The organism is Olsenella sp. kh2p3 (genome assembly GCA_900119625.1).
Classification (GTDB): domain Bacteria; phylum Actinomycetota; class Coriobacteriia; order Coriobacteriales; family Atopobiaceae; genus Tractidigestivibacter.
The window spans coordinates 1-15,262 of sequence record FPKD01000008.1 but is presented as its reverse complement, the minus strand read 5'-3'; the positions used below and the strand labels follow the sequence as shown (position 1 = coordinate 15,262).

Genomic DNA, 15,262 nt, shown 5'->3' with positions numbered 1-15,262 from the left:
ATGTAGTAACCATCTGCCAGCCATCGTTGTCGCGGACCATCCGGCCCAAGAAGGAGAATGCCATGTACCTCGAGCACCTGAGCGCCACCGACCCCGAGCTTGCCTCCGCCATCGGCGACGAGCTCACGCGAGAGCGCAACTCCATCGAGCTCATCGCCTCCGAGAACTTCGTCTCGCTCTCTGTGATGGAGGCCGTTGGGTCCCCGCTCACCAACAAGTACGCAGAGGGCCTTCCGGGCCACCGCTACTACGGCGGCTGCTGGGCGGTCGACGAGGTCGAGAACCTCGCGCGCGACCGCGTGAAGAAGCTCTTTGGCGCTGGCTTCGCAAACGTCCAGCCTCACTCGGGCGCCCAGGCAAACTACGCCGCCGAGGCGGTCTTCGCCAAGCCGGGAGACACCATCATGGGCATGGCCCTCGACAACGGCGGCCACCTCACCCACGGCTCGCCCGCGAACTTCTCGGGCAAGCTCTTCAACGTGGTCTCCTATGGCCTGGACCCCGAGACCGAGCGCATCGACTTCGACGACGTGGCGGCAAAGGCCGAGAAGTACCAGCCCAAGCTCATCATCGCCGGCGCCTCTGCCTACCCGCGCACCATCGACTTCGAGCGCTTCGCGCAGATCGCACACGACAACGGCGCGGCGCTCATGGTGGACATGGCCCACATCGCCGGCCTCGTGGCCACCGGCCGCCACCCCTCGCCCGTGCCCTACGCAGACGTCGTGACCTCCACCACGCACAAGACCCTGCGCGGCCCGCGTGGCGGCATCATCCTCTGCAACGACCCCGCCATCTCCAAGAAGATCAACTCGTCGGTCTTCCCGGGCACGCAGGGCGGACCGCTCGAGCATGTCATCGCCGGCAAGGCCGTCGCCTTTGGCGAGGCGCTGCAGCCCGAGTTCGCCGCCTACACCGATGCCATTCTCGCCAACGCCAAGGCGCTCGGTCGCGGCATGGAGTCCCGCGGCCTGAGGCTCGTGACCGGCGGCACCGACAACCACCTGCTCCTCGTTGACCTCACGCCCGCCGGTGACGTGACTGGCCGCGATGCCGAGACCGCGCTCGACGCCGTGGGCATCACCGTCAACAAGAACACCATTCCCGGCGAGCAGCGCTCGCCCTTCGTCACGAGCGGCATCCGCGTGGGCTCTGCGGCGGCAACCACCCGCGGCTTTGGCGAGGCGGAGTGCGAGCGCATCGGCGAGCTCATCGGCGACGTCGTGACCAACCTGGGGGACGACACCATTCAGGAGCGCGTTGCCGGCGAGGTCAAGGAGCTCCTGCAGGCCCACCCCCTCTATCCAGAGCTCTAGCGGGGCGAACGAGACAAAGGGGCAGTCCCTTTGTCTCGTTCCTAAGTGTTAAGGTCTTTCGGGGAAGACCATGAGACAAGGGGGCAGTCCCCTTGTCTCATTACGAGAAGGGACACACATGGCAGATTACGACGAGAGCAGGCTCACGGTTGTCGACCACCCCCTGGTCCAGCACAAGCTGAGCATCCTGAGGGACAAGGGGACCGGAACCAAGCAGTTCCGCGAGCTCGTGACGGAGCTCGCGATCTTCGAGGGCTATGAGGCCATGCGCGACTTCCCGCTCGAGGACGTCGAGGTGGAGACCCCGCTTGAGAAGACCACCTGCAAGCGCATTGCCGGCAAGAAGGTCGCCATCATCCCCATCCTGCGCGCTGGCCTGGGAATGGTCGACGGCATCCTCACTCTCGTTCCCTCCGCGCGCGTGGGCCACGTTGGCATGTACCGCGATCCCGAGACCCACGTCCCGCATCAGTACTACTGCAAGTTCCCGCCCGACGTCGAGAACCGCACCTGCCTCGTCGTCGACCCCATGCTTGCCACGGGCGGCTCGCTCACGGCGGCAATCCAGTTCCTTCGCGAGGCCGGCGTGAAGGACATCCGCTGCCTCACCATCGTCTCATGCCCGGAAGGCGTGAAGGCCGTTCTGGACTACGACCCCGACGTACGCCTCTTCACGTGCTCTGTCGATAGATGCCTCAACGAGAGCGCCTACATCCTGCCCGGTCTGGGTGACGCTGGCGACCGCATCTACGGCACCAAGTAGCATGACGCCCTGGGTTGCGCTGGGCGTGGCGGCGGGGCTTCTCGCCGCCACGCCTGTCCTTTACGTCCTCCATCGCGTCGCGAGGGGAGACAAGCCATCTATGGCGGCGGGCCTGGGAAGCATCCTCTCGTCGTTCTTCGGGATTCAGCTCCTCACGCTTGCCGTTCACCTGGCTCGACCGGCCGCCACCCTACCGTTCGGCGGAGCCGCCGCACTTTCTTTTCTCGTCTTCGTGACCGTTGCGGGGCTTCTCGCGTGGCGAAAGGCTCCCCACAAATAGGGCGGTCGTATCTACTCCATTGGTAGTAGTGCCGAGAAGTCCGAATTGTGTCATCCGTGCGGATTTGATGACGCGAAGGCCGTCTCGGCACAATTCCATGGCAAGCGATGATTCTGCATCATCGCAGGTAAACGCTATTACAGAGACAACTAATTGAACCAAGTTCAAAAAAATGCAGGAACCTGATTCCCGCATACTCCCAAAGTGCTAATATCCCGTTTTGCATTTTGGACACCCGGGCATTCGCCTCGCTCGCGTGCGAAAGATGCGGCGGCGTCAGCGGGTGCAGGCTCGTTGCCGCACGGGGGAGCCGTGAATGGTTCCCTGCATAAGGCGGGTAGAATATGACCCGTGCGCACATCCGCGGGCCCCCGAGAGGGACTGCCTCGGCCACGCGGAGGCGAAGTGTGGAAGGAAGGACGAATAGTGGACGCGCTTTCCAAGTTGCCCGATGCGATGAATGAGCTGCTTGACGGCTTCATGACCCATGCCGTGGTAGGAGACACCACGGTCGGCCTCACGCAGTACATCTTCTGGATGTTCGTCGCCATCGCGCTGCTCTTTGTCGTCATGTTCGTGTTCAAGAAGAAGCAGGCCCAGAGCCTCGTCCCGCAGGGCTTCTTCGTGAACGGCATGGAGTACCTGGTGGAGTTCACCCGGGACGACATGTGCAAGTCCATCCTCGGGGACACCTGGAAGAAGCACTTCCCGTTCATTGCGGCTCTCTTCTTCTTCATCCTCTTCAACAACATCGTGGGCATCATCCCTGGTTGCCACCCGGGCACCGGCACCATTGGCGTCACCGCCGCGCTTGCCCTCGTCTCGTTCGTCTACTTCATCGCCGTGGGCATCAAGCGCATGGGCGTGCTCGGCTACCTCAAGAGCTTTGCCCCCAAGGGCCTTCCTCTCCCCATGGCGATCATGGTGTGGGTCATCGAGCTCTTCTCGACCTTCCTGCGCCTCATCACCCTGGCCGTCCGACTCTTCTGCAACATGTTCGCCGGCCACGTGGTCATGGGCACCTTCGCAATTCTCGCATCGCTCTTCTTCGAGCCGCTGCTGCAGAGCTTCTCGGTGGCGGCGCTCGGCGGGGCGGCCGTCTCGGTCTTCTGGGTGCTCATCCTCATCGTCATCTACCTGGTCGAGATTCTGGTGGCCGTCATCCAGGCGTATGTCTTCACGCTTCTCTCGGCCGTCTACATCCAGCTCGTGGAAGAGGAAGAGTAACAGGGCAACTAGCGGAACACGACCGCTTTGCATAGCACGACGTCAGAGTTCGCCTGGGTCCAGGCGAGTGACAAAGGAGGAATCGTGGGAGTCATTGGTTATGGTCTCGGTGTTATCGGCGCCGGCATCGGTATCGGTCTTGCTGCCTACGGCGCAACCACGTCGATGGCGCGTCAGCCTGAGGTCCAGGGGCGCCTGTTTACGGTGTTCATCCTGGGCTCCGCATTCGTCGAGGCACTGGCCCTCATCGGCTTCGTCGTGACGCTGATCGCCTAGCTGCATGGCACGACACGACGTACAAGCTGAGTTGGAGGGACGTATGAACAGGAACATGAAGGGGAGCGCGCGCATTGCGACCGTCGCGGGTCTCATGCTGGGCACGGTCCTCTCGCTGCCCACCGTCGCCCTCGCCGAAGGTCCCAGCGGCGCCGACCTCCTTCTGCCCAAGCCCGCGGAGTTCATCCCCGCGCTCATTGCCTTCCTCGTCATCTGGCTCATCATGGCCAAGCTCGCTTGGCCTTCGATCCTCGGGATGATGGAGAAGCGCCAGCAGAAGATTCAGGACGATCTCGACTCCGCCGAGAAGTCCAAGGCTAAGGCGGCCGCCGAGGCGCAGAGCTACGAGGACAAGCTCGTCGAGGCCAACCACAAGGCAGAGGAGATCATCTCCGCTGCCAAGAAGGAGGCCGAGGAGGAGCGCTCGCAGATTCTCGCCAAGGCGCAGCACGAGGCTTCGGACATCATCGCCAAGGCGCATGGTGCCGTGGACTCCGAGCGCCGCAAGGCAACGATCGAGCTCTCTAGCTCCGTCGTCGACCTCTCCGTCGAGATCGCGAGCAAGATCATTGGCAACGACCTTACCGAGGACCAGCAGCGCAGGCTTGCTGAGAAGTACCTCGCGGAAGTGAGCGCCCCCGATGAGCATTAAGCGAGCCGACGAAGAGAAGGCGGAGGCCTACACCAGGGCGCTGCTCGAGGCCGCCCGTCAGGAGGGCCGCGCGAACGCCGACCTGGTCCAGTGGCAGCATGCCAAGAAGTTCTCGCCCGAGGTGCTGGAGACCCTCTCCGCCATGCAGGCCGAGGATGATGCAGACCTCATCGACCAGGTTGCCAAGCAGTACAAGGAGCTACTGGACACCGAGGACAAGACCGTCTCGGTCACCGTCACCACGGCCGTCCCCATGGACGACGCGCTGCGCGACAAGGTGCGCGCCCAGTCGGAGAAGCTGCTTAACGCACCCGTCTATCTCGTTGAGCGCGTAGACCCCAGCATCCTGGGCGGCGTCCTTCTCGAGGCGCGCGGAAAGCGCATGGATGCTTCGGTGCGCGCCCAGCTCTCGCACATTAGGAAGTCGCTCTCCTCAGCATTCATCGGAGGTGAAGAGCAGTGACAGAGAACCAGCAGTCCACAATTGACGCCCCGATCAGCTCGGAGCGCATCATGAGCACCCTGCGCGAGCAGCTCTCGGCCATCAACGCAACGGTCGACCGCCAGGAGGCGTCGGTCGTCACGCAGGTGGGCGACGGCATCGCGTACATCTCGGGCCTCAAGACGGCTATGGCCGGCGAGCTTCTGCAGTTCACGAGTTCCGTTACGGGGCGCAGCGTCTATGGCCTCGCGCAGAACCTCGAGGAGGACAGGGTCGGTGCCGTCCTCTTTGGCGACATCGACTCCATCAAGGAGGGCGACGAGTGCCGCACCACCGGGCGCGTTATGGACATCCCCGTTGGCCACGCAATGCTCGGCCGCGTGGTGAACCCGCTTGGCCAGCCCATTGACGGCCTCGGCCCCATCGATTCCACGCACCGCCGTCCCATCGAGTTCAAGGCCCCCGGCATCATGGCACGCCAGCCGGTCTGCCAGCCCGTGCTCACAGGTCTTCTCGCCATCGACGCCATGGTGCCCATTGGTCGTGGCCAGCGCGAGCTCATCATTGGCGACCGCAAGACGGGCAAGACGGCCATCGCCATCGACACCATCGTGAACCAGCGCGACACGGACATGCTCTGCATCTACGTGGCCATCGGCCAGAAGGCCTCGACTGTCGCCACGATCAGGGAGTCCCTCGCCAGCCACGGCGTCCTCGACAAGACGGTGATCGTTGCCGCCACCGCCGCAGACTCCGCGCCTCTGCAGTACATCGCCCCCATGGCCGGCGCGGCCATCGGCGAGTACTTCATGTACAACGACGCTAACGGCAACCCCGCGGATGCCACGCACCCCGGCGCCCACGTGCTCGTGGTCTACGACGACCTTTCCAAGCAGGCAGTGGCCTACCGTCAGATGTCGCTGACGCTGCACCGTCCGCCTGGGCGCGAGGCATACCCCGGCGACATCTTCTACCTGCACTCGCGTCTCCTCGAGCGTGCCTGCAAGCTGTCCGACGAGAACGGCGGCGGCTCGCTCACGGCACTGCCCATCATCGAGACGCAGGAGGGCGACGTCTCCGCCTACATCCCGACCAACGTGATCTCCATCACCGATGGCCAGATCTACCTGCAGACCAACCTGTTCTTCCAGGGTCAGCGCCCTGCCGTCGACGTAGGCATCTCGGTCTCCAGGGTTGGTGGCGACGCCCAGTACAAGGCGATGAAGCAGGTTGCCGGCACTCTGCGCCTCGACCTTGCCGCGTACCGCGACAAGCAGGCCTTCGCGCAGTTTGGCTCTGACCTCGATGCAACCACGCAGTACCAGCTCAACCACGGTGCGCACATGATGGAGCTCCTCAAGCAGGGCCGCTTCGCAGCCCTCGCGGCGCCCGACGAGATCATCTCGGTCTTCGCCGGCAAGGAGGACTTCCTCGACGACATCGACCTCAACCACGTGGGCCTGTTCCGCGACGGGCTCGCAAAGTACATGGCCGACAGGCACCCGGCGCTTCGCGCGTCTCTCCTCGAGGGCAAGATCTCCGAGGACCAGGAGCGTCGTCTCAAGGAGCACATCGCCCACTACAAGGCGCAGTTCATGCTCGAGCACCCCAACAAGGCCAAGGCCCGCGACGTCGAGCACGCCGCCGAGAAGACCGAGGCCCCCGAGGGCGACGACATGCGTGGCAACGGTGCGGAGAAGGGCCAGGAATAGCAATCTATGGCCAACCTTCGCGAAATACAGCGGCGCATGTCCTCCATCAAGAGCACCATGCAGATCACGCGCACCATGGAGATGATCTCCACCGCGCGCATCCGCTCTGCGCTCAAGAGGGCAGAGGAGGCCACCCCGTACAAGGACGCTATCACCAACATGCTCGCGAACGTCGCGAGCGCTGGGTTCGATGACTCGCAGCCCCTGCTTCGCGGCCGCACGTCCGAGAAGAACGTCCTGTTCATCCTCGTGGCGTCCGACCGCGGGCTCGCAGGCGGCTTCAACCTGCTTCAGCAGCGCACGGTCGAGCACGAGATGGCCACCCTCAAGGAGAAGGGCGTCTCGTCCGAGGTCATCACCTGCGGCAGGAAGCCTACCGAGTACTTCACCTTCCGCAAGGTGAAGCCGGTCATGTCGTTCGTGGGCATCTCCTCCGAGCCAAACCAGGACGAGGCCGACCGCATCGCCACGTATGTGATGAACGCATACGCCTCCGGTCGCATCGACCGTGCCGTTCTGTGCTACTGGCACGCGAAGAACCGCGTCGACCAGACCCAGGTCACCGAGCAGCTTCTGCCGGTCACGCAGGAGAAGCTCATGATGCCCAACGCGCCGCGCTCGAAGGAGGCCCTCTCGGAGGTCGACCACAAGTTCATCTCCGACTACTCCTTCGAGCCCTCCGCCCAGGAGGTCCTGGGGTACCTGATGCCCGCCTACATCAAGACAGTCATCTTCCACGCGCTTCTCGACTCGGCCGCTGCCGAGCACGCCGCCCGTCGTCGTGCCATGCAGTCGGCCACCGACAACGCGAAAGAGGTCCTGAGCTCGCTCGGCCGCACCTATAACCGCGAGCGCCAGGGCGCCATCACCACCGAGCTGACCGAGATCATTGGCGGTGCGGCTGCATTGGAGGACAGCTACTAATGGCAGAAACCACCGAACAGGTGCGCACCCCTCTCGAGGAGGCCACCTACAACAAGCTCAACCAGAGCGTCGGCGAAGGGCGTATCGTCCGCATCGTCGGGCCCGTCGTCGACGTCAAGTTCGACGGCAGGGTCCCCTCGATCTACACGGCCCTGCTCGTCGACGACGACACCCCCATCGGACGCGTGAAGACGGTTCTCGAGGTCGAGTCCCAGCTTGCTGGCGACGTCGTTCGTACCGTCGCGATGTCGTCCACCGATGGCCTCCAGCGCGGGCTTCGCGTCAAGGACACCGGGCACCCTATGATGATGCCCGTCGGTCCCTCGACCCTCGGCCGCGTTTGGAACGTCATGGGCGAGCCGGTCGACGGCAAGCCCGTCCCCGACGACGTCCAGTACTACCCCATACACCACCCCGCGCCCGCGTTCGACGAGCTCACCACCCAGACCGAGATCTTCGAGACCGGCATCAAGGCCATCGACCTTCTCGAGCCCTACGTCCGCGGCGGCAAGACCGGCCTCTTTGGCGGCGCAGGTGTGGGCAAGACGGTCCTCATCCAGGAGCTCATCAACAACCTCGCCCAGCAGCACGGCGGCACCTCCGTGTTCACCGGCGTTGGCGAGCGTACGCGTGAGGGCACAGACCTCTACCTTGAGATGAGCGAGTCTGGCGTCATCAACAAGACCTGCCTGGTCTACGGCCAGATGAACGAGCCGCCTGGAGCACGTATGCGCGTCGCGCTGGCCGGCCTCACCACCGCCGAGTACTTCCGCGACCAGGGGCAGGACGTCCTGCTCTTCATCGACAACATCTTCCGCTTCTCGCAGGCGGGCTCCGAGGTCTCGGCCCTTCTCGGCCGCATGCCTTCTGCCGTTGGCTACCAGCCCACGCTGGCAACCGAGATGGGCGAGCTGCAGGAGCGCATCACCTCCACCAAGGAGGGCTCCATCACCTCGGTCCAGGCCGTCTACGTCCCCGCCGACGACCTCACCGACCCGGCCCCCGCGACCACGTTCACCCACCTCGACGCCACGACGGTTCTCTCCCGTTCCATCACCGAGCTGGGAATCTACCCTGCCGTCGACCCGCTGGCCAGCTCGAGCTCCGCGCTCGACCCGTCCATCGTGGGCGAGGAGCACTATCGCGTTGCCATGAAGGTCCAGGAGATCCTTCAGGAGTACTCCGACCTCCAGGACATCATCGCGATTCTGGGCATGGACGAGCTTTCCGAGGAGCAGCAGCTCACGGTCGCGCGTGCCCGCAAGGTCCAGCAGTTCCTGTCGCAGAACTTCCACGTGGCCCAGAAGTTCACGGGCGTTCCCGGCGTGTACTGCACCGTCGACGAGACCGTTCGCTCCTTCGCCCAGATCATCGATGGCAAGTGCGATGGCATCCCCGAGCAGGCGTTCCGCTTCGCCGGCAACATCGAGGACGTTCGCGCGCGTGCCAAGAAGATGCAGCAGGCCGCGGGCGAGAAGTCCGAGGGCTAGGAAGACACATGGCCGAGCTCAATTGTCAGTTCGTCCGCCCGGACAGGCTCCTCTATGAGGGACCCGTCGCGAGCCTCATCCTGGTCGCCCACTCTGGCGAGCTGGGCGTGTGGCCCGGACACGCGCCAGAGATCTGCTCGCTGGGTGACGGCGTGGTTCGCCTGCACCTTCGCGAGGAGGACGGCGGCGGCACCACTAAGGTTGTCATCTCGGGCGGTTACGCCCAGATTGACGAGAAGGGCGTCATCATCCTTGCCGATCACGCGCGACTTGTCGACGACATCGAGCCAGATGTTGTTCGTGAGACCCGTGATACTGCTCTCGACACGCTGAACGGCCTCGATAAATCGGATGGACGTCGTGCGTATTGGGAGAACAAGGTAAAGTGGTGTAATCTACTGCTCAAACAAGCGGCGGAGCATAAGCAGAACTAAGACCCAGGCGGCCCCGCGAAAGCGGGGTCGCTTGCTGTATGCAGGAGGAACATGGACGTTATTAAGGTTGAGGGCGGGCACGAAATAACAGGCGAGGTCACGGTTGAGGGCGCCAAGAACTCTGCGCTCAAGCTCATGGCAGCAACAATTATGGCTCCCGGCGTCACCACGCTGAAGAACGTCCCCAACATTGCAGACGTCCACGTTATGGGCAAGGTGCTCAAGCGTCTTGGCGCCACTATCGACGTGCTGGACAAGCACACCCTCGTAATTGACACCTCGAACGTCGACAAGTGGGAGACCCCCTACGAGCTGGTTGCCCAGATGCGCGCATCGACGGCAGTTCTCGGTCCCCTCATCTCGCGCTTTGGCAAGGCTGTTGTGGCAATGCCAGGTGGCTGCAACATTGGTGCCCGCAAGATCGACATGCACATCCTTGGGCTCGAAGAGCTTGGCGTCCAGTTTGACGTCAAACACGGCAACATCCATGCCACTACACCCAATGGAATTACGGGCAATACCGTTACGCTTGCCTTTGCGAGTGTGGGTGCCACCGAGAACCTCATGATGGCATCGGTTCACGCAAAGGGAACCACCATCATTGACAACGCCGCACGCGAGCCGGAGATCGTCGACCTGGCAAACATGCTCAACGAGATGGGCGCAAAGGTTAAGGGTGCGGGCTCGCCGGTCATCGAGATCGAGGGCGTGGGGGAGCTCCATCCCGTCACTCATACCGTTGTGGGCGATCGTATCGAGGCAGGTACCTTCCTCGCCATTGGCGGCCTTTGCGGCAAGCCTGTTACCGTGAATGGGTTCGACCCCATCCACCTGGGACTTGTTCTCAAGAAGTTTGAGAAGATGGGCCTTGCTGTCCAGCGCGAGGCACACGGCTGCACCGTCTGGCGCGAGGGACCCATTCTTCCCACAGACATTCAGACGCTGCCCTTCCCCGGTTTTCCCACCGACATGCAGGCACAGACCATGTGCCTTCTCGCGCTTGCCAAGGGCTCGTGCGTTATCACCGAGAACGTATTTGAGAACCGCTTCATGTTTGCAAGCGAACTGCAGCGCATGGGCGCCGACATTACCATTGAGGGCCATCACGCCATCGTGCATGGCGTGCCGGGCTTCTCGGGCACGCAGGTAAAGTCGCCGGATCTTCGCGGTGGCGCCGCGCTTGTCATGGCCGGCCTCGTGGCCGATGGAGTCACAACCGTTTCTGCCATCCACCATATTGAGCGAGGGTATGAGGGCTTCGTGAGCAAGCTTGTCTCGCTTGGTGCCAAGGCAGAGCGCGACACGGTTCCCGATGACGAGGATGCGATCAGGGACTAGTTCCCTCGCGCGGACAGGATACGGAGCGGCTGATGAGCAAGCACATGAGGACCGAGGAGAATGGCTCCGGTATCGATGCGCCTGACGAGTACAGCCGCGACAACGTTGAGCGCTACAGCAATAAGCGTCGTAAGCACAGTCTCCGCAAGAGTGTCGTGCGCGGCATAGTCATTGCCTTGGTGGCGATTCTCGTTGGTGGAGGGGTTGCGTTTGCCTTCTGGATTAACAACGTCCAGACCCGCATGAACAACAGCCAGGTCATTACCCCCGAGCTTCAGCAGAGTCTGGCAGACGCCTCCGCTGACAACACGCCCGATACTCCGAACGACCCCTATTACGTACTGCTCCTTGGAACCGATGGCCGTCCCGGCGAGACGGACTACCGTGCCGACACCATCATCCTCGCCCGCATTGATCCGCCCAACAAGCGTGTGACGCTCCTCTCGATTCCGCGAGATACCATGGTCGAGTGGAAGGGAACGACCATGAAGATCAACGGCGTCCACACCTACGATGGTGCTGCCGGTATGGTGCAAATTGTGAGCGAGAAGTGTGGCGTTCAGATCTCTCACTATGCAGAGATTGCCTTTGACGGCCTCTCGACGCTTACCGATGCCATGGGTGGCGTGACGGTTGACGTCGACCAGTACATGAAAGACACCGAGAACTTTGACGATGTCACCGAGCTTGAACCCGGCGTCCAGACACTTGATGGTGCGCAGGCACTCTTCTACTGCAGGTGCCGCCACTTTCCAGATGGTGATTACACCCGCATGCGCCATCAGCGCACTTTTATCAAAGCCATGCTCAACCAGCTTCTGGCAACCAACGACCCAACAAAGATCGTGAGCCTTGTTGACGCTACCGCAGACGTCATCTCCACCGACCTCTCCGTCTCGGACATTGTGACCTTGGCATCCGAGATGGTAGGCATGGATACGGAGAGCGACATTTACACCGCCTATGTTCCCTCCGAGCCAAAAGATGTTGACGGCGTCGCATATGTTGTTGCCGACTGGAATGCGCTTGACGAGATGATGAAGGTCATCGATGCGGGCGAGGACCCCTCGTCCCTTGACGTTGACCAGTACGGCTATGTCGATGAGGGCTCCTCGTCCACAAGTGCGGATGCCGGCGCAGATGGAGCCACGGATTCTGCGAACTCTTCCCCTGTGGCCACATCAACTGCGACAACATCCTCGCAGTCTGCCGAATCTACGGCTTCCTCGTCTACCTCGGCGCCAAAGAATTGATTACTTGGGGATAATGTCTCCAGGACACGCGCCGGGGGCGCGTAAAGCAAGATGGGGGAGACTTCTCATGGCTCTAACGGGTGACGGAAACCAAGACCATGCCCTTACAAGGGCAGGCGAAGACTATCTCGAGTCCATATACAGGCTGTCTAAAGAGTCGGGTGATTCCGATGGCAGCGTTCGCTCCGTCGATGTTGCCGAGCAGCTCGAGGTGTCGAAGGCAAGCGTTAACAAGGCGCTTTCTATGCTCAAAGAGGAGGGCATGGTCAACCAAAGCCGCTATGGCCGCGTGACCTTAACCCCCGAGGGCAAGGAGTACGCCGCCATCGTGTGGCGCGCTCATCGCGCGCTGCGAGCCTTTCTCGAAGCGGGCCTTGGCGTTGAGGCGGAGCGTGCGGACGAGGAGGCATGCCTCATGGAGCACGTGCTCTCTGCCGACACCATGTCGCGTCTGATTGACTACCTTGCAAAGCAGGGCGTGACCATTCCCGATTAGCATCATGGCCATTTGATGCACTAGGTGTGTGCGCCATGTGACGGCGAACTGGAATACGTCCGCAGTCCGGCGGAGGTCTGCCGCTAAGAGAAGGCGGGGCAATCGACGCATACGCAGGGGTATGGTGTGTCTGGCGCTTTTGGCCACAAGTGCAAACTATTGAAGGGAACACGACCACTATGAAGGCAATCATTCCGGCAGCAGGCCTCGGCACGCGCTTCCTGCCCGCAACAAGGTGCATGCCCAAGGAGCTTCTGCCCGTCCTCGACAAGCCCATCCTCCAGTACGTTGTCGAGGAGGCCCTGGAGCCCGAGGGCGTCGATGGCGTCGTGATTGTGAACTCTCGCGAGAAGCCCCAGATTGAGCAGTACTTCTCTGTCGACGAGGACTTCGAGAACATGCTTCGCGAGCGGGGCAAGGGTGAGGCGGCGGATCGCGTGCACGAGGCATCCACTCTGCCGGTCTCCTTTGTCTACCAGGACAACCCACGTGGCCTTGGCCACGCCGTTCACTGTGCGGCGGACAAGATCGACGGCGAGCCGTTCTTTGTACTTCTAGGCGACTACTTTGTGCCAGACAAGCAGATGTGCGTGCGCATGGCGCAGGTCTCTCGCGAGCACGATGGCGCTTCGGTTATCGCCGTTGCGCCGGTGCCTGAAGACCAAGTGAGCCGCTATGGCATTATTGCCGGCCAGTGCGTTGGTCATCTTGATGGCGCAAAGGACGGCGAGGAGGAGGAAGGCGCTGTCTGGAAAGTGACAGGGCTTGTCGAGAAGCCAAAGCCCGAGGATGCCCCCTCACACCTTTTCATTGTGGGGCGTTATCTGCTCTCTCCGCGCATTATGGAGCTTCTCGCCACGCAGGCACCCGGTGCCGGCAATGAGATTCAGCTTACCGATTCCATGCAGCGCCTCCTTGCCGAGGAGGAGATGTTCGCGCTGGTAGTTGACCCCGCAGAGGGATGTGACACTGGAACCCCCGCGGCCTGGGCGGCGACAAACGCACGCATGGCGCTCAAGAGCCCCCAGACGGCGGAGGCCTTCCATGAGGCATTTGGAGACAAGGCACTTGGATAGACGTTCCAACATAATCCGCTTTGGTGCAGATGGCTGGCAGGCGCGCCTGGATGACGGCTTTGACGAGGCTGGCGTCAGGCGCGTTGCCGATTCGCTCGGTCTGCTCTGGGCAGAAGCCCATCCCGGCGCCACAGTTCTTGTTGGCTATGACACGCGACACAACTCCGCAGAGTATGCACGTGCGGCTGCCTGCGTCCTTGCGTCTTTTGGCCTGCGCGCTGTTGTCTCTGATAGACCGTGCCCCACGCCCGTTGTGTCGTGGTGCTGCTCGAGGAGGGATGACGCGGTAGGCGTTGTTATGCTTACGGCGAGCGAGCGCTCCTGCGAGTATGGTGGCCTTATTGTTCGCGGTGCGGACGGCGGCCCAGTGTCGCGTGAGTTCCTAGACATCGTAGAACAGCACATATCTTTGGAGCCTCCCACGGATTGCGGAGAGCTCCGGGTTGAGAACTTCGTAGATCCGTACCTTGATGACCTCGTCACGCTTGTGGACGGTGCGGCCATAGCGGCCGCTACCCCAAGGGTCATAGTTGACCCCATGTACGGTGCGGGCACAGGCGTGCTTGCCAACGCACTCGAGCGCCTTGGTTGCAACGTAACCGAGATCCACGCTGGCCCCTGTGAAGACTTCTGCGGCCTTCACCCGGAACCCGCCGATCCGTGGGCGGACGAATGCGAAGAGACCGTCTCGTCGACAGGCGCCGATATGGGATTCCTGCTCGACTGTGATGGCGACCGAGCGGGCGTGGTGGACGAGAATGGCAACATCTTGCTGCCACACGAACTCTCTCCGCTTGTCCTTGGCCACCTTGTCGAGAACCGCGGGGAGTCTGGGCGAGTAATAGTTACGCTCACGTGCTCCGCAAGAATTGCGCGCCAGGCCGAACGCCTTGGGTGCCAACTCACGTCGGTTCCCGTTGGCTTCTCTCGCATATATAGAGAAATGCTCGAGGGAGACGTGGTGTTAGGCGCTGAGGAGTACGGCGGTCTGGCATTCCCTTCTCATCTGCTCGAGCGGGATGGGCTGCTCGCCTGCCTTCTCGTGGTGGAACTGGCAGCCAAGAGCGGACGGACGGTCCGTCAGCTGGTAAGCGACATGGGCGACAAGATCGGCCATATGCGCTATACGCGCAGAGACGTTCGGCTTGACCCCGCGGCAACGCAAGCGTTCCGGAACGTGTTGCCGGGGCTGAATCCCGGTTCGGTTGCCGGGCGTCGGCCTGTTGAGGTAAGCCACGCAGACGGTCTGCGCCTCCAGTTCGACGACGGCTCTTGGGTCCTCATGCGTCCTTCGAGGTCAGACCCCGTGGTCAGGGTCTATTCCGAGGCCCCCACAGAGGGCGAGCGCGACCGCCTCCTGGACGCCTCCTGCGGCATGGTCCGCGCCGGCGCCTGAGCCCGAATGTGCAGGAACCGTGTAGACGCGCGCTACCCCTTCCCCCAGGCCTCCGGGGGGCGTATATTACTTCCTCGCGCGGCGCACCCCCCACACGGACGGACGCCGCGGGGCACCCTGAGAACCGGATACCGTGTCCGAGAGATCGGACGACGAAGGACAGACTAGCGATGCTCGAATGCCGTGC

The 15,262-nt window shown here is 62.4% G+C and carries 16 protein-coding genes; all 16 read left to right on the top strand.

Annotated elements, in window-relative coordinates:
• The first annotated feature begins 62 nt into the window (after positions 1-62).
• The 16 genes from glyA to BT122_RS08530 all read left to right on the top strand — a co-directional run bounded on the left by glyA (position 63) and on the right by BT122_RS08530 (position 15,075).
• Positions 63-1,316 (top strand): serine hydroxymethyltransferase, encoded by a 1,254-nt coding sequence (gene glyA / locus BT122_RS08605; protein WP_072355531.1) that lies wholly within the window; start codon positions 63-65, stop codon positions 1,314-1,316.
• A 118-nt stretch (positions 1,317-1,434) separates the two neighbouring features.
• Complete coding sequence (gene upp, locus BT122_RS08600; protein ID WP_072355530.1) at positions 1,435-2,079, top strand: uracil phosphoribosyltransferase; 645 nt, start codon at positions 1,435-1,437, stop codon at positions 2,077-2,079.
• Between the two features lies 1 nt (position 2,080).
• On the top strand, positions 2,081-2,359 hold the full coding sequence (locus BT122_RS08595; RefSeq protein WP_072355529.1) for a hypothetical protein: 279 nt from the start codon (positions 2,081-2,083) through the stop codon (positions 2,357-2,359).
• Positions 2,360-2,785: 426 nt separating this feature from the next.
• Positions 2,786-3,586 (top strand): F0F1 ATP synthase subunit A, encoded by an 801-nt coding sequence (gene atpB, locus BT122_RS08590; RefSeq protein WP_072355528.1) that lies wholly within the window; start codon positions 2,786-2,788, stop codon positions 3,584-3,586.
• Positions 3,587-3,670: 84 nt separating this feature from the next.
• On the top strand, positions 3,671-3,862 hold the full coding sequence (atpE, locus tag BT122_RS08585) for an ATP synthase F0 subunit C (protein ID WP_032109993.1): 192 nt from the start codon (positions 3,671-3,673) through the stop codon (positions 3,860-3,862).
• Positions 3,863-3,905: 43 nt separating this feature from the next.
• Positions 3,906-4,514: a F0F1 ATP synthase subunit B gene (gene atpF / locus BT122_RS08580; RefSeq protein ID WP_072355527.1), complete on the top strand. Its 609-nt coding sequence runs from the start codon at positions 3,906-3,908 to the stop codon at positions 4,512-4,514.
• Positions 4,504-4,977 carry a F0F1 ATP synthase subunit delta gene (locus BT122_RS08575; RefSeq protein ID WP_072355526.1) on the top strand — a complete coding sequence of 158 codons (474 nt, stop codon included), beginning with the start codon at positions 4,504-4,506 and terminating at the stop codon, positions 4,975-4,977. Before atpF ends, BT122_RS08575 begins: the two co-directional genes overlap by 11 nt.
• 50 nt (positions 4,978-5,027) lie before the next feature.
• The gene (gene atpA / locus BT122_RS08570) at positions 5,028-6,668 is read left to right on the top strand and encodes a F0F1 ATP synthase subunit alpha (protein WP_072355597.1); all 1,641 of its coding nucleotides are present in this window, start codon (positions 5,028-5,030) and stop codon (positions 6,666-6,668) included.
• Between the two features lie 6 nt (positions 6,669-6,674).
• The gene (atpG, locus tag BT122_RS08565) at positions 6,675-7,592 is read left to right on the top strand and encodes an ATP synthase F1 subunit gamma (protein ID WP_072355525.1); all 918 of its coding nucleotides are present in this window, start codon (positions 6,675-6,677) and stop codon (positions 7,590-7,592) included.
• A complete protein-coding gene (atpD, locus tag BT122_RS08560; protein ID WP_072355524.1) occupies positions 7,592-9,082 on the top strand; it encodes a F0F1 ATP synthase subunit beta in 1,491 nt (496 codons plus the stop codon). Before atpG ends, atpD begins: the two co-directional genes overlap by 1 nt.
• A gap of 8 nt (positions 9,083-9,090) precedes the next feature.
• On the top strand, positions 9,091-9,516 hold the full coding sequence (atpC, locus tag BT122_RS08555; RefSeq protein ID WP_072355523.1) for an ATP synthase F1 subunit epsilon: 426 nt from the start codon (positions 9,091-9,093) through the stop codon (positions 9,514-9,516).
• A 51-nt stretch (positions 9,517-9,567) separates the two neighbouring features.
• Complete coding sequence (gene murA / locus BT122_RS08550) at positions 9,568-10,854, top strand: UDP-N-acetylglucosamine 1-carboxyvinyltransferase (RefSeq protein ID WP_059052402.1); 1,287 nt, start codon at positions 9,568-9,570, stop codon at positions 10,852-10,854.
• A gap of 32 nt (positions 10,855-10,886) precedes the next feature.
• On the top strand, positions 10,887-12,107 hold the full coding sequence (locus BT122_RS08545; RefSeq protein WP_072355522.1) for an LCP family protein: 1,221 nt from the start codon (positions 10,887-10,889) through the stop codon (positions 12,105-12,107).
• Between the two features lie 67 nt (positions 12,108-12,174).
• Complete coding sequence (locus BT122_RS08540) at positions 12,175-12,603, top strand: metal-dependent transcriptional regulator (protein ID WP_072355521.1); 429 nt, start codon at positions 12,175-12,177, stop codon at positions 12,601-12,603.
• A gap of 179 nt (positions 12,604-12,782) precedes the next feature.
• Positions 12,783-13,679: a UTP--glucose-1-phosphate uridylyltransferase gene (locus tag BT122_RS08535; RefSeq protein WP_072355520.1), complete on the top strand. Its 897-nt coding sequence runs from the start codon at positions 12,783-12,785 to the stop codon at positions 13,677-13,679.
• On the top strand, positions 13,672-15,075 hold the full coding sequence (locus tag BT122_RS08530; RefSeq protein ID WP_286130349.1) for a phosphohexomutase domain-containing protein: 1,404 nt from the start codon (positions 13,672-13,674) through the stop codon (positions 15,073-15,075). Before BT122_RS08535 ends, BT122_RS08530 begins: the two co-directional genes overlap by 8 nt.
• Positions 15,076-15,262 lie beyond the last annotated feature (187 nt).

What these genes read in the sequence shown, in the direction of transcription:
- BT122_RS08545 (WP_072355522.1), top strand. Translation starts at nt 10,887, where the DNA reads ATGAGCAAGCACATGAGGACCGAGGAGAATGGCTCCGGTATCGATGCG.
- glyA (WP_072355531.1), top strand. Translation starts at nt 63, where the DNA reads ATGTACCTCGAGCACCTGAGCGCCACCGACCCCGAGCTTGCCTCCGCC.
- atpD (WP_072355524.1), top strand. Translation starts at nt 7,592, where the DNA reads ATGGCAGAAACCACCGAACAGGTGCGCACCCCTCTCGAGGAGGCCACC.
- BT122_RS08535 (WP_072355520.1), top strand. Translation starts at nt 12,783, where the DNA reads ATGAAGGCAATCATTCCGGCAGCAGGCCTCGGCACGCGCTTCCTGCCC.
- atpA (WP_072355597.1), top strand. Translation starts at nt 5,028, where the DNA reads ATGAGCACCCTGCGCGAGCAGCTCTCGGCCATCAACGCAACGGTCGAC.
- atpG (WP_072355525.1), top strand. Translation starts at nt 6,675, where the DNA reads ATGGCCAACCTTCGCGAAATACAGCGGCGCATGTCCTCCATCAAGAGC.
- BT122_RS08575 (WP_072355526.1), top strand. Translation starts at nt 4,504, where the DNA reads ATGAGCATTAAGCGAGCCGACGAAGAGAAGGCGGAGGCCTACACCAGG.
- BT122_RS08595 (WP_072355529.1), top strand. Translation starts at nt 2,081, where the DNA reads ATGACGCCCTGGGTTGCGCTGGGCGTGGCGGCGGGGCTTCTCGCCGCC.
- murA (WP_059052402.1), top strand. Translation starts at nt 9,568, where the DNA reads ATGGACGTTATTAAGGTTGAGGGCGGGCACGAAATAACAGGCGAGGTC.
- atpF (WP_072355527.1), top strand. Translation starts at nt 3,906, where the DNA reads ATGAACAGGAACATGAAGGGGAGCGCGCGCATTGCGACCGTCGCGGGT.
- BT122_RS08540 (WP_072355521.1), top strand. Translation starts at nt 12,175, where the DNA reads ATGGCTCTAACGGGTGACGGAAACCAAGACCATGCCCTTACAAGGGCA.
- atpC (WP_072355523.1), top strand. Translation starts at nt 9,091, where the DNA reads ATGGCCGAGCTCAATTGTCAGTTCGTCCGCCCGGACAGGCTCCTCTAT.
- upp (WP_072355530.1), top strand. Translation starts at nt 1,435, where the DNA reads ATGGCAGATTACGACGAGAGCAGGCTCACGGTTGTCGACCACCCCCTG.